Source organism: Acinetobacter sp. RW6, assembly GCF_041956835.1.
GTDB classification, from domain to species: domain Bacteria; phylum Pseudomonadota; class Gammaproteobacteria; order Pseudomonadales; family Moraxellaceae; genus Acinetobacter; species Acinetobacter calcoaceticus.
The window spans coordinates 3,615,716-3,638,570 of record NZ_CP167121.1 but is presented as its reverse complement, the minus strand read 5'-3'; the positions used below and the strand labels follow the sequence as shown (position 1 = coordinate 3,638,570).

Sequence of the window (22,855 nt, the reverse complement as noted above, 5' to 3'; positions counted from 1 at the left end):
GAATTTGGGAGAGCGCACCATGACGCAATTACAACAACCGATTAAATTTGCTTATTGGGTACCAAATGTAAGCGGTGGCCTTGTAGTAAGTAACATCGAGCAGCGTACAGACTGGAGTTACGACTACAATGTTCGACTTGCACAGGCTGCCGAAAAAAATGGTTTTGAATATGCGCTCACTCAAATTCGTTTTACGGCGGGCTATGGGGCAGAAAATCAGCATGAATCAGTGAGTTTCAGTCATGCATTATTAGCAAAAACTGAAAAACTTAAGGTCATTGCTGCTATTCTGCCCGGCCCATGGAAACCGGCACTCGCAGCTAAGCAACTTGCAACAATTGATTATTTAACCGAAGGCCGTATTGCCATTAATGTGGTGAGTGGATGGTTTAGAGGGGAGTTCGATGCGATTGGAGAAGAATGGCCAGAGCATGACCAGCGCTACGTCCGCTCTGAAGAATTCATTCGCACTCTAAAAGGAATCTGGACCACCGATAACTATAGTTTCGATGGTAAATACTACCAATTCCAAAACTACACTCTTAAACCGAAACCTCTGCAAAAACCTTATATTGAAGTGTTTCAAGGTGGTAGCTCACGTGCTGCACGTGACATGGCCTCTCGTGTTTCTGACTGGTATTTCACCAACGGTAATACGGTAGAAGAGATTCAAAAACAAGTAGAAGACATTCGCACTAAAGCGAAAGCCAATAACCATCATGTCAAAATTGGGGTGAATGCCTTCATTATTGCCAGAGATACCGAAGAAGAAGCAAAAGCGGTACTTCAAGAAATTATTGATAAAGCCAATACGGAAGCCGTAAATGCGTTTGGCGATGCAACACGTGAAGCAGGTGCAGCCTCACCAGAGCAACAAGGTAACTGGGCGAAATCAAGTTTTGAAGATTTAGTGCAATACAACGACGGTTTTAAAACCAATTTAATTGGTACACCCCAGCAAATTGCAGAGCGTATTGTGGCACTTAAAGATGTAGGTGTTGATTTGATTCTTTCAGGTTTCTTACATTTTATTGAAGAGGTGGAATATTTTGGAGAAAAAGTTCTACCCCTAGTTCGTGAATTAGAACTTCAACAAGAAAAGGAGACAGAAATTCAAGCCAAATCAGCCTAAAAACTTCAGTTAAAGCAGCGCAAGACAATAAAAACAATAAATTAAAAATAAAGACTTATTGGCTCCAAGACTCGGCTTGGAGCTTTTATTTTTTAAGATTTCTCAATTTCCCTTACAACTGTTTCAACCGAATAACGACACCATTTTGAAAGTTTTTCAATAAATTCATTTAATTCTGAAAATTCGAAATGGCTAACGATCATATAACATGCATTTCCCATGACTTTAAAGCATTCATCTATTTGTTCATATTGCTTGACTAAATTTTCAATTTCTTCAAATGAGCGTTGTTCATTTAAATGCAAATGAATAAATTGTTTATGTCGGTACTGCACGGCAATCGTGTAATTCTTGATAACCCCTGCATCCATCAACTGAGCTATGCGCGCCCCTACAGCCTGCCCTGTCCGGTGAACACGTTGCCCAATCTCTTTATTTGTTAAACGGGAATCTTGCTTGAGTAATGCAATAATTTTTAGATCAATCGGGTCTAATTCAATATTCATTTTTCATGGCGAAAGAAAACTGGCGGTAATGCTTTCATCTGACTATAGCTGATTTTGCGGGCAGAGAATAACCTTGTTTTATCTCATATCAACAAGAGTAATCTCATGAAACAAGCACTATTAATTATCGATGTACAAAATGATTATTTTAAAAATGGCAAAATGGAATTGGTTGGGCCAGATCAAGCACTAGAAAAAATAAAACAACTCGAACAATATTTTAGCGAGAAAAACTTGCCAATCATTTACGTACAGCATATTAACCCACCACAGGCCAGCTTCTTTCAAGAAAATACCGACGGTGTTTTACTTCACCCTGAACTCAACGCTCACAACGACGCATTAATTGTGATAAAGCATTATCCCAATAGTTTTTTAGAAACCAATTTAGATGAACTTTTAAAAGCACATCAAATTGAGCAACTCGTGATTACAGGCATGATGACGCATATTTGTATCGATTCAGGAACCCGTGCTGCCAAAGAACTTGGCTATCAACCGATCTTAATTGGAGATGCCACTGCAACTCGTGATCTCAGCTATGACGGAAAAACTGTGAAAGCTGAAGATGTACAAACTGCCTTTTTAGCTGCGCTTACTATGTTTACCCCTGTACAAAGTACTTCTGATTTCTTGGCAAATTCTTAATACGTCTCAATAAAAAAGCCCCATGTGGGGCTTTTTTAAATTAGTTTTGCTTGTCAGGATAAACCGTTGCAATTAACTGATCGACCACAGCTGGTTCAGCCAAGGTTGAAGTATCACCCAAACTATCTAGCTCATTTGCTGCGATTTTTCTTAAAATACGGCGCATGATTTTACCAGAACGGGTTTTAGGTAATGCTGGTGCCCAGTGTAGTGCATCTGGCGAAGCCACTGGTCCAAGCACTTTACGTACCCAGTTAATTAATTCTTTACGCAGCTCTTCCGACTCTGGAACACCCGCTTGTAAAGTCACGAAGGTACAAATACCCTGTCCTTTAATATCATGTGGCATTCCCACCACCGCAGCTTCTGCTACTGATTCATGCGACACTAAAGCACTTTCAATTTCAGCCGTACCCAGACGGTGACCTGAAACGTTTAAGACATCATCTACACGGCCTGTAATCCAGTAATAGCCATCTTCATCACGGCGAGCACCATCACCCGTAAAGTAGTTATTTTTAAAGGTCGAGAAATAAGCCTCGATAAAGCGGTCAGGGTCACCCCAAATCGTACGCATTTGGCCTGGCCATGAGTCTTTAATAACTAGATTGCCTTCTGCTACACCTTCTAGCTCATTACCTTCACCATCTACAATGGCAGGTTGAATACCGAATAACGGACGTGTTGCAGAACCCGGTTTTAAAGCTGTTGCTCCCGGCAATGGCGCAATTAAAATACCGCCAGTTTCGGTTTGCCACCATGTATCAACAATTGGGCAACGGCCTTCACCAACTACATTGTAGTACCAGTTCCAAGCCTCAGGGTTAATGGGTTCACCAACCGAACCGAGTAAACGCAAGCTACTACGATTACTTTCGCGCACATAAGTGTCGCCCTCACGCATCATGGCGCGAATCGCGGTTGGAGCCGTATATAAAATAGAAACTTTGTGCTTGTCGACCACATGACCAAGACGTGCCCACGTTGGATATTGAGGAACACCCTCAAACATTAAGGTCGTGGTGCCATTTGCAAGTGGTCCATAAACGAGATAACTATGTCCTGTAATCCAGCCGACATCAGCCGTACACCAGTACACGTCATCTTGTTTCAAATCAAATACTTCTTTAAAAGTACTTGTAACATAGACCAAATAACCGCCTGTGGTATGCAAGACCCCTTTAGGTTTACCTGTCGAGCCTGAAGTATAAAGAATAAATAATGGGTCTTCTGCCTTCATAGGCTCTGGAGGACAGTTTGCATCAACCTCCATAATAATAAGGTGATACCACAAATCACGACCGGGCTTCATTTCAATCGGGTTCGCATTACGATAAACCACAACTACATTTTCAACGCATTCTGTACCCGGCAACTCTAGAGCCAAATCGACATTTTCTTTGAGTGGTAACAACTTACCGGCACGTAGACTTGAATCTGCGGTAATCACAAGTTTAGCTTGGCTATCTTCAATACGGCTTGCCAAGGAGTCTGGTGAGAAACCACCAAATACCACACAGTGAACCGCACCAATACGAGCACACGCTAACATGGCAATTGCAGCTTCAGTGACCATTGGCATATAGAGCACAACCCGGTCACCTTTACCAATGCCATATTTCTTTAAAACGTTGGCAAAGCGGCAGACTTCATCGTGTAATTCTTTATAAGAAACAATTTTATGGCGAGAAGGATGATCACCTTCCCAAATAATTGCAGGTTTATGAGGATGTTCTTTAAGATGCCTGTCTAGGCAGTTTGCTGACACATTCAACTCACCATCAGCAAACCATTCAATTTTGAAATTGTCTTTGTCAAAACTCGTATTTTTAACTTGGGTAAATGGCTTTATCCAATCGACAATTTTAGCTTGCTCTGCCCAGAACTCATCTGGCTTCTCGATAGAGTGTTGATAACGTTTAAAGTAGTCTGCTTCAACAGTACGAGCTGTTTTTTTAAATTCCTCTGGTACTGGATAGATCTCATTCATACGCAACTTCCTTGATCTTGTGCATCCCATCTCGAGACTGTGGCTATTATTTTACTGGATCTTATTTGCATGCCTTTGCAGTATGATGACTCTTTCAAAGTCCAAACAATGCGACTTTGGTCATAGATTAACCACTTACTCAAGCATACGAAATTGTGAACATTTTTATAAAATTAAGTTGATTTAAAACATTTGTCTATAGCTTTTACTTTTATAATTTTTTCAAGATTTGATGGTTTTGATCATCAACAAAGATTATTTTGTCTCTCATATCGAGCACAGGAATAAAATAATATGTTTGCCCAAACAACCTCTTCACGCCCACCACAGCTCCCGTTTAAAGATAGCCCTTTTTCAATTCATGGGCGCTTTAATCGTATGAGCTATTTAGGTGGATATGGACTAATTTATTTAGTCACCCTCGTGGGTTATCTCATTTTGGCCTCATTTCTTGGAAGTTTTCAGCTTTCAAGCAATCTATTTAATTTTGAATTTTATAGCTCTCTTTCTGGAGTCAGCGCCTTAGTGGTCTGGGCTTTTTCGCTGTTTTTAATTTATTTAAATATTGTTCTCGTTGTTCGACGTTTGCATGATTTAAATAAAAGTGGCTGGATGGGGTTACTGTTGCTCATTCCGGTTGTTCAATTCTTTTTTATGATTTATTTACTGCTTGCCTCAGGTACAGCAGGTACCAATCAATATGGTCCCGTTCGGCCTTCAACGTTTATAGAAAAACTCATGGCTTGGCTTATTTTAGTGGCTATTTTAATTAGCCTGATTTCCACAGCAGGAATTTTTTATTATTTCTCAGGGACCGATACCCTAGAAACGCCGACACAAATCTTACAAAAAGGAACGGAATACTTTTAATTAAAAAACACTTTATTATTCAGATGAACTCATTATAGTAGGCGCACATTTTATCTCCTACTATGATGAAAGCTGAAAATCGCTTTCATAAATTTTTTAATTGAGACTTGTCGTGGCTGATGAACAAAAATCCTTAACAGATGTCGCAAAAAATACAGGCGAACTTTTGCAAGAGGCGGGTACTAAAACCACTCAAACGGTTTTAGCACATACTGAAAAGTATCATGATGCCTATACTACAATCGATAAAATTGTGGATAGCTTCTGGGAACGTGTACCTTATATTTGTATTGCGATTATCGTTTTTATTATTTTTTGGCTTCTAACCAAATTATTTAAGTTCTTTGTTCGTAAAACCTTAGAAAACCGCTCTTACACGCGTCAAAACCTAGTCTTGGTCTTAAACCGTGTAGGCAGTACAGCAATTTTATTTTTTGGTTTCTTAATTGCTTTAGTTATCTCGATTCCAGGGTTTACACCGGGCCAATTAATGAGTGCTCTAGGGATTGGTTCTGTCGCAATTGGTTTCGCATTTAAAGATATCTTTCAGAACTTACTCTCTGGTATTTTAATTTTACTCAGCGAACCTTTCCGTATTGGCGATGACATTATTGTCAACAACATGGAAGGAACCGTAGAAGATATTCAAATCCGTGCGACCTTTTTACGTTCACCTGATGGCCGTCGTATTGTTATTCCTAACGCGACTGTTTACACCAGTGCAGTAACTGTAAACACTGCATATCAACGTCGCCGCTGTGAATTTGTAGTCGGAATCGGCTATGAAGACGATGTCCAAAAGGCAAAAGCTGTCATTCTAAAATTACTCGACAACAGCCGTAATGTGCTTAGCCAACCTGCTTTTTCGGTCAATGTAACGGCTCTTGCAGATTTCTCTGTCAATCTCACAGTTCGTTGGTGGGTAGACACAACGGAAACAACCACCTCTGCTTCGATTAGTGAAATTCAGGAAATGGTTGTAGATGCGTTTGATGAAAACAACATCTCAATTCCATATCCGGTACAAGAAGTAAAAGTGTATCGTGGTGATCAACCAACTGAAGAAACTGTTAAGCCAAATGCTTAAGCTGCGAATAAGCGTCCTAAAATATAAGAAATAGACGTTTCAGTTCTTAAAATACGGTTGCCTAAGCTCACTGCTTGGCAGCCGTTTTTTGTGAGCAAATCAACCTCATAGGGGATAAAACCACCTTCGGGTCCGACCACAATGCTACAGGCGTGATCAATATTAATTGGCATACTTTGCTCTGCATATGGATGGGCCACATAAGCAGGACACTCTGCTGAAACAAATGTAGGTAAGACATCTTCAACAAAAGGCTTAAAGCGTTTATACATTTGAATTTCAGGAACAATCGTGTCCCCTGCTTGCTCAAGTCCCAAAGTAATGTAATTGTCGATTTGCTGTAAAAAGGGAGTCTGCCAGTAACTTTTATCGACCCGATAACTATGAATCAGACTAATTTTTTCAACACCTAAAGTCACACTATCCATCATTAAACGGCGTAAAACTTTAGGTCTGGGTAATGCCACAATTAAATGAACCGGAATTTTTGCAGGTACAGCTTCTTCACTGATAGGCCGAAGACAGACTTCTTGCTCGTTAATCGAAACAATTTCCGTGATATAACGTGCGCCGTTACGGATACCAACTTTCAGATTTTGGCCGACTGTAATATCAAGATGTTCACGTAAATGCTGTAATTGGCGCTTTGAATGAATCGACCATATTTCTGACTGAGCACCTTTTGGTTCTAATAAAACGATATTCATGGTTTATCGGCCAAATACCGGTTAATTACTCCAATATGTTTTTGCAATGAGCCTTGATTACGTTGTAAGACTTTATGCGCTTGCTCTACCACTTGTTGGGTCTGATCAGGTTCAGCTAAACAAGCCATCCAGATTGCCACAACCTGCTCTGCATTTTGAGCAATCAATACACCATTTTCATCAATGAATTCATCAACAATGGTTTGGAAGTTAAAATAACGAGGTCCAATTACTGTTGGAACATTTAAAACCATAGGCTCTAAAATATTGTGCCCGCCACCCGGCTCATTTAAAGAACCACCGACAAAACACACCTGACTTAAGGCATACCATAACCAAAGTTCACCCATGCTATCGGCTAGATAAACCTGTGTACTGGTATGAATACTTTGGTTCAAACTTCTACGATGAGTAATTAAATCTAAGTTTTGGCAAATTTCAAATACTTCATCGAAACGTTCAGGATGTCGAGGTACAACAATACAAACTAAATCTGGATCTGACTTTAAATAAGGCTTAAGTGCCTGCAAAATTTGTTGTTCTTCGGGTGCATGTGTACTGGCAATTGTCAGGACTTTGCGTTGCCCCAAATACCATAACTGGTGTAGCTTTGCAGCCTGATTTACAAATGCTTCTGGTGCGTGAATATCAAACTTAATATTTCCAACCACCTGACTTTTTTGTTGATCTAAGCCAAGTTCTACATAACGCTGACGAGTCGCATTATCTTGTGCCAACACCCAGTCAATTTTTTCCAGCATTCCTGCTGTTAGACCTGCAACTCGGTTATAACCCTTCGCTGATTTTTCTGATAACCGCGCATTTAACAATAAACATGGAACATGCTGCTGTTTGGCCTGATCAATTAAATTTGGCCAAAGCTCAGTCTCAACCAATGCTAAAAGTTTTGGCTGATACAACTCAAAAAATTGTTTTAAAAGATGCTTCTGGTCAACAGGCAAATAAACTGCTTGAAACAAGTCTAAATAAGGAGCTTTTAAAAATAATGATTTGGCACGTGCCTGCCCCGTTTTAGTGGTATTGGTCACTAAAACAGGTTGTCCAAGTTTAAGATAATGCTCGATTAAGGGCTGAGCAGCGTTAGTTTCTCCAACCGAGACAGCATGGAACCAGATTGCTCTCACATTCTTCGGAGATTCAAACGGCCCAAATCTTTCAAGACATTCCTGATTATATAATTCCTGGCTTTCTGCACGTTTTTTTATCCGCCAGCGGTAAAAGGGTTTTAATAAATGAAGTGCGGTGTTGTACCAAAAAGGGGTCGCCAAGCGGTTTGCCTCAAATAGTCAAAATTTAAAAACTGGGGAAAATATAACATAGATAGAAAAAATGGCAGAGTTTCGATACCTAAACTCTACCATTACAAGAAAAGCGATTTACTGAGTTCATAAATAAACTAGGTCAGTAAACAATCATTTCAAAAAAATTACGAAGCTTCTAGCGTTGGATAGTCTGTATAACCTTCAGCGCCTTTAGCATATAAAGTCGTTGGTTGAAGTTCATTTAAAGGCAAGTCCTGCTCTAAACGCTGTAAAAGATCTGGGTTGGCAATATATGCTTTACCAAAAGATACTGCGTCAGCTTCACCATCACGCAAAATACGTTTTGCCGACTCTGGTGTTAGATTTTCATTAGCAATCCATACACCGTTAAATTTTTCACGAAGTTGCGGACTAATGCTGTCAGCACCTTCATATTCACGAGAGAAAATGAAAGCAACATTACGTTGATTCAACTGCTCAACGACATAACCAAATGTCGCTAACGGATTTTCATCACCGATATCATGCGAATCACCACGCGGTGCAATATGAACACCAACTCGGCCAGCGCCCCACACTTCAATAAACGCATCAATCACTTCTAATAATAAACGTGCGCGGTTTTCAACTGGACCACCATACTCATCATTACGTTGGTTGGTGTTACTTTGAAGGAACTGGTCAATTAAATAACCATTTGCCGCGTGTAACTCAACACCATCAAAACCAGCTGCTTTAGCCAATTCTGCTGAATGTTTATATTGAGCTACAACTTCTTTAATTTCTTCAATTGAAAGCGCGCGTGGCGTTACATATGGACGTTTAGGGCGTAATAAACTCACTTCACCCGCAGGTTGAATCGCACTTGGTGCAACAGGAATATCGCCATCTAAAAGCTCAGGATGCGAAATACGCCCCACATGCCATAGTTGAGCTACAATTTTTGAACCTTGAGCATGAACTGCCTCAATAATTTTATTCCAAGCCTGTGCCTGCTCTTGTGACCATAATCCTGGAGTTTCTGCATAACCCACAGTTTTTGAACCAATCACTGTTGCTTCAGTCAAAATAAGACCAGCATTTGCACGCTGTTGATAATATTCAACCATTAAATCATTCGGTACTCGGCTTTCACCACTACGCGCACGTGTTAATGGAGCCATTACCAATCGATTTTTAATTTCAAAATCACCAACCGTTAAAGGAGTATTGAGTTCAGCCATAGTCGCCTCGACTTACACTTTAATTTAAAGAGTTAAAGTGTTTGTTTTAAATGTTCGATATATTGCTGAATCAAAGCTTCGTTACGTGAAAAATAAGACCATTGACCATATTTTTGGACCTGAATTAGGCCCGCCTGTTGTAAAACAGACAAATGATTCGACATTGTAGACTGCGCTACTTTGCCCAATCGTTCAATATGACCTGCACAAACACCCTTCTCAAAACTACCACCGCACTCTTCCACCGGTAAATAATGCGCAGGTTCTTTCAACCATTGCAAAATTTGCCGACGTAGCGGATTGGAAAGGGCTTTGCTAATTGCATCAATATCCATAGGCTCAACACGTCTTTTAAACGAACAAAGCTTTATTCAGCATTTCGAAAACATCATATCGCATTTTTGCGATATTCATATCTATTTTTTCCGATATTCATATCGCATTTTTTCGATTAACATTTGAAGGCTGAACTGCTTTGCCGTTTTAATCGCTAAAAATCCAAGAGTTCTACATATTCATAGATGAACTGTATTTAAACTAAAAGTTCAGCAGACTCTTATAAACCTTGTTTTAAGCTCGCCTCAATAAAGCGATCAAGGTCACCATCAAGAACAGCACCCGTATTAGAGTTTTCAACACCCGTACGTAAGTCTTTAATACGCGAATCATCTAATACATACGAACGAATCTGGCTTCCCCAACCAATATCAGACTTTGAGTCTTCTAAGGCTTGAGCCGCTTCATTACGTTTTTGCATTTCCAACTCATACAGTTTCGCACGTAACTGTTTCCATGCATGGTCACGGTTAGCATGTTGTGAACGTTGGTTCTGACACGCCACCACAATACCTGTTGGAGTGTGAGTCAAACGAACTGCCGAATCGGTTTTGTTAATATGCTGACCACCAGCACCCGATGCACGGTAAGTATCTGTACGAACATCAGAAGGATTAATATCAATTTCAATATTGTCATCAACTTCTGGTGAAATAAACACCGCAGAGAATGAGGTATGACGGCGGTTACCACTGTCAAATGGTGATTTACGAACTAAACGGTGTACACCTGATTCAGTGCGCAACCAACCGTAGGCATATTCACCTTCAACACGAATCGTTGCAGATTTAATACCTGCTACATCGCCATCAGACACTTCCATAAGTTCTGCTTTAAAGCCATGACGTTCAATCCAGCGCATATACATACGTAATAGCATAGACGCCCAGTCTTGCGCTTCTGTACCGCCTGAACCTGATTGAATCTCGACATAGCAAGGGTTCGGGTCCATCGGGTTGCTAAACATACGACGGAATTCAAGTTTAGCCAGTTCATCTTCGGCAGCGCCAAGCTCAGACTGAACATCTTCAAGCAGGCTTTCATCATCGGCTTCTACGGCCAAATCTAGCATTGCTTTTGCATCTTCAAGTTGTGTTGATAAACCATCTAATACATTAATAACGTTTTCTAGTTCGCCCTTTTCTTTCGCCATTGCCTGGGCACGGCTTTGATCATTCCAAATTGCAGGGTCTTCTAACTCACGTAAAACTTCTTCTAAACGTTCTTTTTTCAGATCGTAGTCAAAGATACCCCCGTAGTGTTTGGCTACGATCAGTTAAGTCTTTCAATTGGTTTAGATAAGGATTAATTTCCACGCGAGTGTTCCCATAAAAGCAGATAAACAGTCGATTATTTTAGCATAGCTTGTCATTCTCAAACAAAAGGACTAAAACTTATTGTTTTTTATTATTTTAATCGTGATAAATAAATATAATAATATTGATTAATATTATAAAAACATATTAAAATTAACAACTTAAAATCTTAATAACTTTATAAAATTCATTACTAGAGTTTTTCTCATGAAAAAATCAAATATTTTATTCGCAATCCTTACTGCTACATGTGCTTTCAATGCAAATGCCTATCAAACTGAAGTTGGTACAATGTACGAATTTACAGATATGGATGGGGGAGAAAATAATAGCTTCGGTATTAACGGCAAATATTATTTTAATCCAGTAGAAGCAAAAACTTTCCCTTTAGCTGAAGCTGCTTTTTTAAATAAATCTTCAAATATTGGACTAGGATATGCATATAGCAAACTAGAAGATGATGAAGATTCTGGAAAACTCGAATTTAGTTCTGTAGGCATTACAGGTGAATACTTTATTCCAAATACCCCACTCTATTTATCAGGAGCATTTAACCGTACAAAAACCGAAGTCACTGCAAATGATTTTGGTTCGGTTGATGATAGTGGTAACGGCTATGCTGTAGAGGTCGGTTTCTTACCAACCGATGGCTTATTATTGGCTGCTGGTGTAAAAGATTTGTCTGAAAGTTTTGATCCAATACAAGCAGCTAAATATGGCTTTATTACTTCAGTCACCAATGCTACAGCTGTAACTGGTGAAGATGAGGATACAGCCGTAACTTTACGTGCCAAATACGTTACTCAAATTTCAGGTTTTTATACTAATTTTGAAGGACAAACTTATATTGGTGACGAAACAACATATCGCTTAGGTGCAGATCTTTATCTTGATCCTACTTTAAGTATTGGAGCATCTTTTGCAGATTCAACAGCAGAAGATTCTGATGCAATTTTTAGCGTCCGTGCACAGAAATTCTTCACACCTCAAGTAGCAGTAGGTTTAACTTATACGACTGTTGAGGATGCTGATTCTTTTGGTATTAATGGAACATTCCGTTTCTAATTCATAAGAATTTATTAATTAAAGATATAAACGCTTGGATAGATTTATCTGAGCGTTCTTCAGTTCATTTTAAGTTTAACCAGTAACATCCTCATACAAAATTGGGTACTTTTACAGCAATTTTTATGATCTACACAAAATCTCCTCAATTTTAATAAAATAAAACATTATTAACTTTTATTTAATAATCAATAATTTAAATAGATCAGGTTTACAGAAAAAACACATAGTTACAGTATGGTTACTTGAGCAAGATTGACGCATAAGCATTTTGGTCTAGACTAAAAGTTGTAACAAAACATTTATAAAATCGCTTTTTAGAGGGGAGAGATTCCATGAAAAAACTAGCAATTGCATCAGCTCTTTTATCTGCACTGGCAGTAAGTGGCGCAGCAAACGCTTACCAAGCTGAAGTTGGTGGTTCTTACAATTATCTTGATCCAGATGACGGCAGCAGTGTAAGCAAATTCGGTGTTGACGGGACTTATTACTTTAATCCTGTTCAAACTCGTAACGCTCCACTTGCTGAAGCAGCTTTCTTAAGCCGTGCAAGTAATGTTAACGCTCTTATCAACTATGGCGATAACAGTGGCACAAAAGACACTCAGTATGGCGTAGGTGTTGAATACTACGTTCCTAACTCAGATTTCTACCTTAGCGGTGATGTAGGTCGAAGTGAACGTGAAATCGACAACACCAATATTGATAGTAAAGTTACGACTTATGCTGCTGAAGTAGGTTATTTACCAGCTCCTGGTTTATTACTTGCTCTAGGTGTTAAAGGTTACGACGAAAAAGACGGTAAAGACGGCGCTGATCCAACAGTTCGTGCTAAATACGTAACTCAAGTAGGTCAACATGACGTAAACCTTGAAGCGTTTGGTGCGTTTGGTGACCTTGACGAATATAAAGTTCGTGGTGACTACTACATCGATAAAACTTTAAGTCTTGGTGTGGATTACTACAATAACGACTTAACTGATAAAGATGAATTTGGTATTAATGCTAAAAAATTCTTAAATCAACAAGTAAGTCTTGAAGGTCGTATTGGTTTCGGTGACAACGATAACACTTATGGTGTTCGTGCAGGATACCGCTTCTAATATCGCTTAAAAGCACATAAAAAAATCCGCTCTAATGAGCGGATTTTTTTATTGGTTTAAATGCACAATACGCAATTGCAAATTTACATTGCCATTAAATGCATTACGATCCATTTCATATACTAAATGAACTTCATCTCGCATAGGATTAAATTCAAAACGACCAGCTGCATTAAATGCAATCGCATCAAACGTATATTGATCTAGGGCTAATCTAAGTTTTAGATGTGTTTCTTTAAGCCAGCGATAATCGACTACCTTAAAGTTCCCTTCAAACTGAGGAAAAGGGAATTTTTGCCCCCATGGTCCAAGCTGCTCTATCCAGTCCAATGTATCTAGTTGCAAAGCAGAAGCTGGTAACTCTCCATCCGTCCATAGTGTTGCTTGGAATAGAGATTCCTCCATGGCTGCAACACAGCCAGTAAAAACAGTTTTAAAAGCATCAAAGTTTTCTTTTCGAATCGTTAAGCCAGCCGCTGCCGCATGTCCACCAAAATGACTCACCAATTCTGGATGTTGTTCAGCAACTTGTTCAATTGTATCTCGAATATGCACGCCATCAATTGAACGCGCAGAGCCTTTAATATGGATACCATCTTCATCTGGTGCAAAAACAATGGTTGGTCGATGGAACTGTTCTTTTAAACGCCCTGCTACAATACCAATCACACCTTGATGCCAACTCTCTTCAAAGAGTACAAGGGCTTGTGGAATATCTTCTTTTGAAAGTTGCAAACTATCTAAAGCAGACAAAGCTTGTTGCTTCATCTCCCCTTCTATCTGGCGCCGCTCTATATTTAATTGATTTAATTGCTGAGCAATTGGATAGGCAGTTTCCATATTCTCTGCAAGTAAACATTCAATCCCAATACGCATGCTTTCCATACGTCCAGCAGCATTAATACGGGGTCCTATAACAAACCCTAGATCTTGTGCACGTAATGAACTCGCCTCTCTACCAGCAATATCCAATAGCGCTAAAATCCCAACTCGGCATTGGTGTTGGTGGATTCGCTTTACGCCTGCATCTACCAATATACGGTTGTTATAATCTAATACAGCAACATCGGCATAAGTTCCCAAAGCCACTAAATCTAGATATTGAGTGACTTTACTTGTACTTTTGCCTTGCTTGTTACGTAAACTTGCCAAATTCGCCAGCACATAAAATGCAACGCCAACTCCTGCAAGTGCTTTACTTGGAAAATCACAACCTAACTGATTTGGGTTAACAACTGCTTGTGCTGGAGGTGTTTCTTTAGTTGTTAAATGGTGGTCGGTAATAATGACCTGCATATCCAAGGCCTGAGCAGTTTCTACACCTGCATGGCTGGAAATTCCATTATCGACAGTAATTAATAGATCTGGATGATAAGTTTGATGAGCAAGCTCTGCAATTGCAGGCGTAAGCCCATAACCGTACTTAAACCGATCGGGAACCAAATAATCGACTTGTGCCCCCATATCGCGAAGCACCAATACCATTAACGCGGTGCTGGTTGCTCCATCGGCATCATAGTCCCCGACAATAACAATCTTTTTCTGCTCATCAATGGCTTGGTTCATTAATGCTACAGCGGTTTCTAGACCTTTGAGCTCTGGAGCAAGTAAATTCTTAAGTTTGAGTTCTAATTCCTGTTCAGATTGAACTCCACGTCTTGCCAAAATCTCGGCAATAAACGGCGGCACGCCCTGAAACTGTTCAGGGCGTGTCAATAAAGGTCTTTGTTTGATTTGTATTTTTGTCATTTAAGGCATCAGCCGGTGCAGCATCCATTGACCGTCGATTTTTTCATAACTCAAGCGGTCATGTAAACGATTTGGTCGCCCTTGCCAGAATTCATAATAATCCGGTTGCAGACGATAGCCTCCCCAGAACTCTGGCTTATCAAGCACTTCACGACTTTCGACTTGCTGTTGTAAGTCTTGAAAGCGCTGCTGTAACTGCTCTCGGCTTTCAATTTTGCCACTTTGTGGAGTACTGATATGCGCTGCAATCTGGCTATCACGTGGTCGTTTACGATAGTAATCTGTAGATTCCTGTTCAGAAATTTTTACTACATGACCACCGACTCTCACCTGACGCTCTAGACTCGGCCAGTAAAATAATAATTCGGCATATGGATTTTCTGCCAAATCTATACCTTTCTGACTGTCATAGTTAGTATAAAAATCATAGCCAGCGTCTGTAGCACCACGCAACAAAACTGTTCGAACATGTGGTCTGCCATTAGCACCGGCTGTTGCTAACGACATAGCATAGGGTTCATGCAAATTAGCAGCTAGAGCATGGTTAAACCAACCAAGAAACTGCTGATGAGGGTTTGATTCAACCTGCCCCTCATACAACTCGCCTTGCTCATAGCTCAAGCGTAATTCGCTTAAATCTTTGATGACATCACTCATGTCATGCACCTTATGCGACTTGTGCTTGTGAACGAACTGAATCTGCTAAATGCTGAGCTAAAGCATTCACTTCTTGCTCATCGTCACCTTCAACCATGACCCGAATCACAGGCTCTGTTCCTGACTTACGAATCAAGATACGTCCACGGCCTTTGAGTTGTGCTTCTGCTTTATCAAATTCAGTAACCAATGCTGGAATAGAATATGGATCAAGCATTTGTTCTAAACGTACATTTAAAAGAACTTGTGGGAATAGTTTAAAGTCTTGAACCAATTCATGAAGAGCCTTATTTTGCTCAACCATCACAGTTAAAACTTGAAGTGCAGCGATAATGGCATCACCAGTCGTACTCTTATCTAAAGTGAGAATATGACCAGAAGGTTCGCCACCTGTCACCCAACCATTTTCTTCTAAAGCCTGTAATACATAGCGGTCACCGACTTTTGCACGAACAAAATTAACATTTGCTTTTTCAAGTGCAACTTCAAGTGCCATATTACTCATGACAGTACCAACAATACCAGCTGGCTTATTTTGCGCCTGAGTCGCCAAGATATATAAGATATGGTCACCATCAATTAAGTTACCAAACTTATCAACCATCACAACACGGTCAGCATCGCCATCAAAGGCAATCCCTAAATCTGCTTGGTGCTCAACCACTGCTTTTTGTAAGTGTTCAGGATGTGTTGAACCACAGCTTTCATTAATATTTAAGCCATCTGGTTCATTATATAAAGCAACAACTTTTGCCCCTAGCTCACGAAAAACTGAAGGGCCAACGCTATATGCAGCACCATGAGCACAGTCCAACACAATCTTTAAATTATTTAAATCAAAGTGGTAAGGGAAAGTAGATTTACAAAATTCGATATAACGACCGTTTGCATCATTTACACGAACACTTTTACCTAAGTTTGCAGTGTCCTCAATGAATAAGTCTTTTTCTAATTCAAGGTTAATTTCTTCTTGTAATGAATCAGGTAATTTTTTGCCTTCACTTGAGAAGAATTTAATCCCATTATCATAATATGGATTATGTGATGCAGAAATAACAATACCTGCATGTGCATGCAAAGCACGAGTAAGGTGTGCAATTGCTGGTGTTGGTAATGGACCAAGTAGATGAACATATACGCCAGCAGCGTTTAAGCCTGCCTGTAAAGCAGATTCTAAAATATAACCAGATAAACGTGTGTCTTTTCCTAATACAACGAGCGGTTTATTTTTTGGACTCGTTCGTTTTAATACCTTCCCTGCAGCAAAACCGAGTTTTAAAGCAAACTCTGGAGTAATAGGCATTTGCCCAAATTTTCCACGAATACCATCCGTTCCAAAATAACTCATAGCTTATCTCATTCTTACGCCACTTCAGCGGTGGCTCACTTCATATATGGCAATTCCGCCATATTTCTTTTCGTTAGATTTACTTTACACCAAAAACAAAAAGCCGTCAGTGTAATGACGGCTTTCTTCATTGTTTTGGTTACCAAAATCTAACCAACACGATAGTTTGGAGCTTCTTTAGTAATCGTTACATCATGAACATGTGACTCAGACATACCTGCTGAAGTAATTTTCACAAATTTCGCATTTTGGCGAAGATCTTCAATCACCGATGAACCTGTATAACCCATCGATGAACGTAAACCACCCATCATTTGATGAACGATGTTACCCATTGGGCCTTTATATGGAACACGGCCTTCAATGCCTTCTGGTACTAACTTCTCAGCACCCGCTTTTGAGTCTTGGAAATAACGGTCAGCCGAACCGGTTGCTCCCGCCATTGCACCTAATGAACCCATACCGCGATATGCTTTGTAGTAACGACCTTGGAAAAACTCAACTTCGCCAGGCGCTTCTTCAGTACCAGCTAAAAGTGAACCAACCATGATTGTACTTGCGCCCGCACCGATCGCTTTTGCCATATCGCCAGAGAAGCGGATACCGCCATCTGCAATTAAAGGAATTTGATCTTTCAGTGCATTAGCAACGCTGTCAATCGCAGAAATTTGTGGCATACCAATACCTGCCACAATACGTGTCGTACAGATAGAACCAGGACCAATACCGACTTTGACTGCATCTGCACCTGCATCTAATAATGCTAATGCAGCATCACCAGTTGCGATGTTTCCGCCAATTACTTGTACTTGAGGGAAGTTTTGTTTCACCCAACGTACGCGTTCAATTACACCAGCTGAATGACCATGTGCTGTATCAACAACAATTACGTCAACACCAGCTTCAACCAATGCTTCTACACGACTTGGTGTATCAGCACCTGTACCTACCGCAGCACCAACACGTAAACGACCAAGATCATCTTTACAACTGTTTGGATAACTCTCAGCTTTACGGAAGTCAGTCACTGTAATTAAGCCTTTAAGTTCGTTGCTCTCGCCAACGACCAAGACTTTTTCAATACGGTGTTTTTGCAATAATGCTTGAATATTTTCTTTAGACTCACCTTCACGTACAGTCACCAAACGATCTTGGCCTGTCATGATGTTGCTAACTGGTTGTTCTAAATTGGTTTCAAAACGCGTATCACGGCCTGTCACAATACCAACAACCTTGCCGTCTTTAACAACAGGTACGCCGCTAATGTTATTAGCAGTGGTAATTGCAATCAGTTCACGTACTGTAGTTTCAGGCGTTACAGTGATAGGGTCTTTCACCATACCCGCTTCGAATTTCTTTACACGGCGTACTTCTGCAGCTTGAGCAGCAATATCCATGTTTTTGTGCAAAATCCCGATACCGCCATTTTGTGACATTGCAATCGCCATACGTGACTCAGTCACTGTATCCATTGCAGCAGAAACTAATGGGATATTTAAATGAATGCCGCGAGTTAAACGTGTCTTTAGAGAGACATCTTTTGGGAGAACAGTAGAGTAGGCAGGAAGTAATAAGACATCATCGAAGGTTAGCGCTTCTTGAACGATGGTCAGCATAACAATCTCACTGGTAAATTCCGTGAGCTATTATAAACAAATTTCAATGCAATTTTCATATTATCTTTGCCTTTTTCAGCAATAGATATTGGCCTGCTCTAAATAATTCCCACTTAATTATACTTTTAGCTCTATTTTTTAGCTCTTATCTTTTTATAACCCAGAACTTCATCTGGGTTAATTATTAGAAATAATATTTAAATTTATGCAGGGCAACTAAAAATTTGTTCTGACATTAAATCAACACCACAAGGTAAAATTTCAATCCAGTCTAAAAACTGATTAATCATTTCTTTACCAATAAATGGGCTGCCATGCTGTGGAACAATCATTTCAATATCCATCTGACGGACCATGTTGACCCATAAACGGATGACCTTATTTGAACACATATAGCGTTGGTGAAAAGCTTTCATTTTCAGAACATGCGTATCGAAATCTTTCAAAGGTTGACTAGCATCCTCAACAATCGAGGCCCCCATATCACCAGAAAATAAAATTTTAGCGACTGGATCATAGAACTGAAAATTACCCACCGAATGTAGAAAATGGGCTGGAACCACCACAAGCTTTGACTCCCCTAATTGAATCACTTGACCACGATCTGGTAGTTCAATAAGGCGATCTTCCCAATTCCCTTTCATGCGTTCACTCATGAATGCAGAATTTAGGTGCGGTAAAAATCGTGCCCATAATTTAGAAGCGACCACTTTGGCATCGGTATAGACCAACCAGCGCGGCATTGAAGTAATAATATCTGGATCCTGATGAGAAGCCATCACATAATCCAGATTTTTCAATCGCGTATATTTATTAAGCTCCATGGTCAACGGGACATAGGTCAAATCGCCACCTGGGTCGATCACCGCAGCTCGTTCATGATCAATAATTAAAAATTGATTGGCTTGTATGCCTTCCCCTTTGACCAAACTGGTAAAACTAATACATTTATGTACGCCATTATCAAATAATATCTGCGATGTTGTTTTTTCAAACCCCATATAATTCCCCAAAAAAACTTTAAATATTAGATATTTTTATATCCATACTAAAATAAAGGGATTCGATAACTCTTGCAATGAATTGCTTTATTTTTCTCATAATATTTTAAAATAGCTTTTGCTTTTCTTATTTTATAAATGAATCATAATGTTATTTAAAATTAACTCACAATAAATTAAAATAATTCTCATTATCAGTTTTTGTCTTTTGCGCTGTCTAGGCCTCCCATGAACCAAGCACCTTATTTTTCAAGCTCCAAAACATTGTTAGCAGTTGCTATTTTTAGTTCGATGACAGCAAGTCATGCTGATGAAACAGCAGAACAACAAAATTCGACCAGTGTGCTACCCACAATTTCTATTCAGGCACAAAAAGAAACTACCTCTCCCTATGTCGCAACGAAAGCTGCATCGGTTTTAAAATCAGATGCACCCTTATTTAAAACTGCGCAGTCGGTTTCGGTAGTGACTCGTGAGCAGCTTGACCAAAAACAAGCAAGAACTCTAGCAGAAGCAGTAAATGGTGTAGCTGGTATTTCTGCTGGGCAACTTGGTCGTCGGGGTTGGGATGATTTTATTATTCGTGGACAAACATCTTCTGATCAAATTTTCATAGATGGTTTACGACAAGCCCAACAAAATACTTTTGTAGGTGCCGAAATGTCAGGACTTGACCAAGTACAAATATTAAAAGGTCCAGCTTCTGTTAATTTTGGATTGGTCCAGCCAGGTGGTATTGTTAATTTAGTCACTAAACGCCCTCAAGCAGAAAGTTTTGCTCGTGCTAGCATGACTTATGGTAGTTACAACCTTAAAGAAGGCACATTCGATTTAAACTATAGCCCCAATAATAGTGAAAAAGGTGCTTTCCGTTTAAATGGCCGTATTTCTGACCAAGATGACCCGACAGATTATGTGTATTTTAAAAATTACTACATCTCGCCTTCTTATAACTTCGATTTAGGAGATAACACGGACCTTTCTGTCATCGCAAGTTACCAGCACCGCGAATATATTCGTCAGCAAGGTTTACCCGTCATTGGTACCTTAAAAGATAATCCTAATGGAAGCTTACCTAAAGACTTATTTATTGGTGAACCGAGCTACGGAGCTTATGATGCCGACGTATTCCGTACAAGTTATAACTTTAGGCATGCTTTTAATAATGGCTGGGAGTTTAAGCAAAACTTTGCAATTCAAAAAACCGAAATGATTGGCCCTGCTGTGTTTTATAGCAGTTGGACCGATAAGAACTATACAACCCTTAAGCGTCAAGCACGCTATCAGGATGTCAGCAATCTAAGTTTCTCAATCGACAATAGTGTCCAAAAGACATTTCAGATTGCAGATATGGCTCACCAGATAACAATCGGACTAGATGGTCTGCAAGATAAAAATGATTATCTAAATAATCGCTGTACTGCCACAAATTTGAATCTCTATTCACCAGAATACGGCACAACAGTTACTTGCCCTGAAAAAGTCACGAATCATGATATAAACCGCCTAAAATATATGGGCTTATATTTACGCGACCGTATTCAGATTAATGACCAACTCGTTCTAAATCTTGCAGGCCGTCAAGATTGGGCTCAAACCCAAACTGTAGATTTAGTTAAAAATACCAATACTAAAAAATCGGAAGAGGCTTTTACAGGCAATGCCTCATTGTTATATGCAATCAACGATGTAGTTGCACCTTATATCAGCTATGCAACCTCTTTCTTCCCAACAAGTGGCTCAGACTCTGCTGGAAATACTTTTGATCCTGAAAAGGGTAAACAGATTGAAGTGGGAATGAAATTACAAAGCCCTGATCAGCGCGTACAAGGTAGTATCGCTTGGTATGATTTAAAACGTCAAAATGTTTTGGTCAACGACCCTACTGATACTACTTTCAAAATCCAGCGCGGTGAACAATTAACCCGTGGGATTGAGACTGAACTAAATGCAGATATTCTTGATGGTTTAAAGCTGACCGCAACTTATACCTACACGGCTGATGCCGAAATTAGTAAAGATGCAAATATTAACAATGTTGGAAAGCCTCTTGATAATATTCCAGAACATGCTTACAGCTTATCAGCACGCTATAAATTTGACCCGGCATCAAAACTTGGTTGGTATGTAGGCGGCGGGTTCCGTGGAGAAACTTATAAAACCATGGATAAGTTAGATGTTCATATTCCAGGGTATACAGTCTTTGACACTGAAGCTGGCTATGACGCTGGGCATTGGGGCGCTCAACTTGCTATCCGTAATCTATTTAATAAAGATTACTATGCCGGAGCACTGAATGAAAATATGGTAACTCTGGGCAACCCACGCCAAATTAACTTTACAGTGAAATTTGACTACTAAAACGACCTAAAAAAAACGCACTCATAATGAGTGCGTTTTTTAGCAGCTTTAAATGCTTTAGAAGAAGTAATGCTGCACTAAAGTAGAGACACCTACAGTTAAGAAAATAGCTGCACCAATTTTATGAATGAGCGAGATAGATAAACGTTCAGCTAATTTATTACCAATAAATACAGCTGGTGCATTGGCAATCATCATACCTAACGTTGTACCCAGCATAACCCAGAAAATACTGTCGTAACGAGCAGCTAAGGCCACTGTTGCAATCTGCGTTTTATCGCCAATTTCAGCCAAGAAAAACAAGATAAAGGTTGCGCCAAAAACACCAAATTTTTGCCATCTATTAATGCTATCTGTTTCATCATCTAACTTATCTGGAATAAGCATCCAGAACGCCATACCAATAAAACCACCCGCAAGAACCCAAACTAATATTTCGGGGCTCAAGACCGTCGTAATCCACTGTCCAAGCACAGCAGAGATACCATGGTTAATTAAAGTTGCTAAAAGAATCGCAATGAGAATAGGGATTGGCTTACGGAAACGTGCAGACAGTAAAAGGGCGAGTAATTGAGTTTTATCGCCCATTTCAGCTAGGGCAACAATTGAGGTAGAAATCAGAAATTCTTGCATGTCGTTTCTCTGGCTAGCATAAATGCCCATGACCTACCGCTCCTGCTAGCCAAATATCTGCAGAGTGGTAAATCAAAGGTCTTGCCAACTCGGAAACGATGAGACGTTTAAGCTATGATGACCATGTTCTGTTGAACAATTATGTTGATCATCACCTATTCATTCAGAAATGAATAGCGGCTACTCCCCAATGAAGTATGTGCTTATTATATTCGAGCAGTTCT

At 39.7% G+C, this 22,855-nt stretch carries 20 protein-coding genes and 1 riboswitch; of the genes, 7 read left to right on the top strand and 13 right to left on the bottom strand.

Going from position 1 to position 22,855, the window contains the following annotated elements; translation table 11 throughout:
• Window positions 1–19 precede the first annotated feature (19 nt).
• Entirely contained in the window at window positions 20–1,132 is a 1,113-nt protein-coding gene (gene sfnG, locus ACB088_RS17180; protein WP_199989278.1) for a dimethylsulfone monooxygenase SfnG, read from the top strand.
• A gap of 92 nt (window positions 1,133–1,224) precedes the next feature.
• Here the strand turns inward: sfnG and ACB088_RS17175 are convergent, their stop codons facing one another.
• Complete coding sequence (locus ACB088_RS17175; protein ID WP_133747341.1) at window positions 1,225–1,638, bottom strand: winged helix-turn-helix transcriptional regulator; 414 nt, start codon at window positions 1,636–1,638, stop codon at window positions 1,225–1,227.
• 105 nt (window positions 1,639–1,743) lie between these two features.
• Here ACB088_RS17175 and ACB088_RS17170 point away from each other — a divergent pair, with 105 nt between their 5' ends.
• On the top strand, window positions 1,744–2,286 hold the full coding sequence (locus ACB088_RS17170) for a cysteine hydrolase family protein (RefSeq protein WP_375037546.1): 543 nt from the start codon (window positions 1,744–1,746) through the stop codon (window positions 2,284–2,286).
• A 40-nt stretch (window positions 2,287–2,326) separates the two neighbouring features.
• On the opposite strand, the gene acs is transcribed toward ACB088_RS17170, so the two are convergent.
• Window positions 2,327–4,276 (bottom strand): acetate--CoA ligase, encoded by a 1,950-nt coding sequence (gene acs, locus ACB088_RS17165; protein WP_092708425.1) that lies wholly within the window; start codon window positions 4,274–4,276, stop codon window positions 2,327–2,329.
• A gap of 294 nt (window positions 4,277–4,570) precedes the next feature.
• Here acs and ACB088_RS17160 point away from each other — a divergent pair, with 294 nt between their 5' ends.
• Complete coding sequence (locus ACB088_RS17160; protein WP_199989275.1) at window positions 4,571–5,146, top strand: DUF805 domain-containing protein; 576 nt, start codon at window positions 4,571–4,573, stop codon at window positions 5,144–5,146.
• A 112-nt stretch (window positions 5,147–5,258) separates the two neighbouring features.
• Complete coding sequence (locus ACB088_RS17155; RefSeq protein WP_092708431.1) at window positions 5,259–6,233, top strand: mechanosensitive ion channel family protein; 975 nt, start codon at window positions 5,259–5,261, stop codon at window positions 6,231–6,233.
• On the opposite strand, the gene ACB088_RS17150 is transcribed toward ACB088_RS17155, so the two are convergent.
• The 5 genes from ACB088_RS17150 to prfB all read right to left on the bottom strand — a co-directional run bounded on the left by ACB088_RS17150 (window position 6,230) and on the right by prfB (window position 11,098).
• Window positions 6,230–6,940, bottom strand: a complete 711-nt coding sequence (locus ACB088_RS17150) for a 16S rRNA (uracil(1498)-N(3))-methyltransferase (protein WP_375037545.1) — start codon at window positions 6,938–6,940, stop codon at window positions 6,230–6,232. The genes ACB088_RS17155 and ACB088_RS17150 overlap by 4 nt on opposite strands.
• Window positions 6,937–8,229 (bottom strand): 3-deoxy-D-manno-octulosonic acid transferase, encoded by a 1,293-nt coding sequence (locus ACB088_RS17145; RefSeq protein ID WP_375037544.1) that lies wholly within the window; start codon window positions 8,227–8,229, stop codon window positions 6,937–6,939. The genes ACB088_RS17150 and ACB088_RS17145 overlap by 4 nt, the downstream gene beginning before the upstream one ends.
• Window positions 8,230–8,387: 158 nt before the next feature.
• Window positions 8,388–9,446: an alkene reductase gene (locus ACB088_RS17140; protein ID WP_375037543.1), complete on the bottom strand. Its 1,059-nt coding sequence runs from the start codon at window positions 9,444–9,446 to the stop codon at window positions 8,388–8,390.
• A gap of 32 nt (window positions 9,447–9,478) precedes the next feature.
• The gene (locus tag ACB088_RS17135; protein ID WP_002121891.1) at window positions 9,479–9,781 is read right to left on the bottom strand and encodes a helix-turn-helix transcriptional regulator; all 303 of its coding nucleotides are present in this window, start codon (window positions 9,779–9,781) and stop codon (window positions 9,479–9,481) included.
• A gap of 221 nt (window positions 9,782–10,002) precedes the next feature.
• Window positions 10,003–11,098, bottom strand: a protein-coding gene (prfB, locus tag ACB088_RS17130; RefSeq protein ID WP_100222431.1) for a peptide chain release factor 2 whose coding sequence is annotated in 2 segments (ribosomal slippage) — window positions 10,003–11,025 and window positions 11,027–11,098 — 1,095 coding nt in all. Because the reading frame shifts where the segments join, the coding sequence is not laid out codon by codon here.
• Between the two features lie 207 nt (window positions 11,099–11,305).
• On the opposite strand from prfB, the gene ACB088_RS17125 reads away from it, so the two are divergent.
• The gene (locus ACB088_RS17125) at window positions 11,306–12,163 is read left to right on the top strand and encodes a putative porin (RefSeq protein ID WP_375037542.1); all 858 of its coding nucleotides are present in this window, start codon (window positions 11,306–11,308) and stop codon (window positions 12,161–12,163) included.
• A gap of 335 nt (window positions 12,164–12,498) precedes the next feature.
• The gene (locus tag ACB088_RS17120; protein WP_003654062.1) at window positions 12,499–13,266 is read left to right on the top strand and encodes a putative porin; all 768 of its coding nucleotides are present in this window, start codon (window positions 12,499–12,501) and stop codon (window positions 13,264–13,266) included.
• Window positions 13,267–13,314: 48 nt separating this feature from the next.
• Here ACB088_RS17120 and recJ read toward each other — a convergent pair whose 3' ends face one another.
• From recJ to ACB088_RS17095, 5 genes are all read right to left on the bottom strand, one after another.
• On the bottom strand, window positions 13,315–15,015 hold the full coding sequence (gene recJ, locus ACB088_RS17115) for a single-stranded-DNA-specific exonuclease RecJ (RefSeq protein WP_375037541.1): 1,701 nt from the start codon (window positions 15,013–15,015) through the stop codon (window positions 13,315–13,317).
• The gene (gene pdxH / locus ACB088_RS17110; RefSeq protein ID WP_375037540.1) at window positions 15,016–15,672 is read right to left on the bottom strand and encodes a pyridoxamine 5'-phosphate oxidase; all 657 of its coding nucleotides are present in this window, start codon (window positions 15,670–15,672) and stop codon (window positions 15,016–15,018) included.
• 10 nt (window positions 15,673–15,682) lie between these two features.
• A complete protein-coding gene (gene glmM, locus ACB088_RS17105) occupies window positions 15,683–17,020 on the bottom strand; it encodes a phosphoglucosamine mutase (protein WP_375037539.1) in 1,338 nt (445 codons plus the stop codon).
• 149 nt (window positions 17,021–17,169) lie between these two features.
• Window positions 17,170–18,636, bottom strand: a complete 1,467-nt coding sequence (gene guaB, locus ACB088_RS17100) for an IMP dehydrogenase (RefSeq protein ID WP_003654069.1) — start codon at window positions 18,634–18,636, stop codon at window positions 17,170–17,172.
• A 203-nt stretch (window positions 18,637–18,839) separates the two neighbouring features.
• A complete protein-coding gene (locus ACB088_RS17095) occupies window positions 18,840–19,637 on the bottom strand; it encodes an MBL fold metallo-hydrolase (RefSeq protein WP_375037538.1) in 798 nt (265 codons plus the stop codon).
• Window positions 19,638–19,865: 228 nt separating this feature from the next.
• On the opposite strand from ACB088_RS17095, the gene ACB088_RS17090 reads away from it, so the two are divergent.
• On the top strand, window positions 19,866–21,998 hold the full coding sequence (locus ACB088_RS17090) for a TonB-dependent siderophore receptor (protein WP_375037537.1): 2,133 nt from the start codon (window positions 19,866–19,868) through the stop codon (window positions 21,996–21,998).
• A 57-nt stretch (window positions 21,999–22,055) separates the two neighbouring features.
• Here ACB088_RS17090 and ACB088_RS17085 read toward each other — a convergent pair whose 3' ends face one another.
• Complete coding sequence (locus ACB088_RS17085) at window positions 22,056–22,631, bottom strand: TMEM165/GDT1 family protein (protein ID WP_375038819.1); 576 nt, start codon at window positions 22,629–22,631, stop codon at window positions 22,056–22,058.
• A 15-nt stretch (window positions 22,632–22,646) separates the two neighbouring features.
• A riboswitch (yybP-ykoY riboswitch) is annotated at window positions 22,647–22,832 on the bottom strand.
• Window positions 22,833–22,855: the final 23 nt, after the last annotated feature.

Bases quoted from the DNA above. Each gene is read 5' to 3' on its own strand.
- ACB088_RS17140 (WP_375037543.1), bottom strand. From the start codon at position 9,446: ATGGCTGAACTCAATACTCCTTTAACGGTTGGTGATTTTGAAATTAAA.
- sfnG (WP_199989278.1), top strand. From the start codon at position 20: ATGACGCAATTACAACAACCGATTAAATTTGCTTATTGGGTACCAAAT.
- ACB088_RS17095 (WP_375037538.1), bottom strand. From the start codon at position 19,637: ATGGGGTTTGAAAAAACAACATCGCAGATATTATTTGATAATGGCGTA.
- ACB088_RS17150 (WP_375037545.1), bottom strand. From the start codon at position 6,940: ATGAATATCGTTTTATTAGAACCAAAAGGTGCTCAGTCAGAAATATGG.
- glmM (WP_375037539.1), bottom strand. From the start codon at position 17,020: ATGAGTTATTTTGGAACGGATGGTATTCGTGGAAAATTTGGGCAAATG.
- ACB088_RS17085 (WP_375038819.1), bottom strand. From the start codon at position 22,631: ATGCAAGAATTTCTGATTTCTACCTCAATTGTTGCCCTAGCTGAAATG.
- ACB088_RS17090 (WP_375037537.1), top strand. From the start codon at position 19,866: ATGAACCAAGCACCTTATTTTTCAAGCTCCAAAACATTGTTAGCAGTT.
- guaB (WP_003654069.1), bottom strand. From the start codon at position 18,636: ATGCTGACCATCGTTCAAGAAGCGCTAACCTTCGATGATGTCTTATTA.
- ACB088_RS17135 (WP_002121891.1), bottom strand. From the start codon at position 9,781: ATGGATATTGATGCAATTAGCAAAGCCCTTTCCAATCCGCTACGTCGG.
- recJ (WP_375037541.1), bottom strand. From the start codon at position 15,015: ATGACAAAAATACAAATCAAACAAAGACCTTTATTGACACGCCCTGAA.
- acs (WP_092708425.1), bottom strand. From the start codon at position 4,276: ATGAATGAGATCTATCCAGTACCAGAGGAATTTAAAAAAACAGCTCGT.
- ACB088_RS17125 (WP_375037542.1), top strand. From the start codon at position 11,306: ATGAAAAAATCAAATATTTTATTCGCAATCCTTACTGCTACATGTGCT.
- ACB088_RS17120 (WP_003654062.1), top strand. From the start codon at position 12,499: ATGAAAAAACTAGCAATTGCATCAGCTCTTTTATCTGCACTGGCAGTA.
- ACB088_RS17160 (WP_199989275.1), top strand. From the start codon at position 4,571: ATGTTTGCCCAAACAACCTCTTCACGCCCACCACAGCTCCCGTTTAAA.
- pdxH (WP_375037540.1), bottom strand. From the start codon at position 15,672: ATGAGTGATGTCATCAAAGATTTAAGCGAATTACGCTTGAGCTATGAG.
- ACB088_RS17170 (WP_375037546.1), top strand. From the start codon at position 1,744: ATGAAACAAGCACTATTAATTATCGATGTACAAAATGATTATTTTAAA.
- ACB088_RS17175 (WP_133747341.1), bottom strand. From the start codon at position 1,638: ATGAATATTGAATTAGACCCGATTGATCTAAAAATTATTGCATTACTC.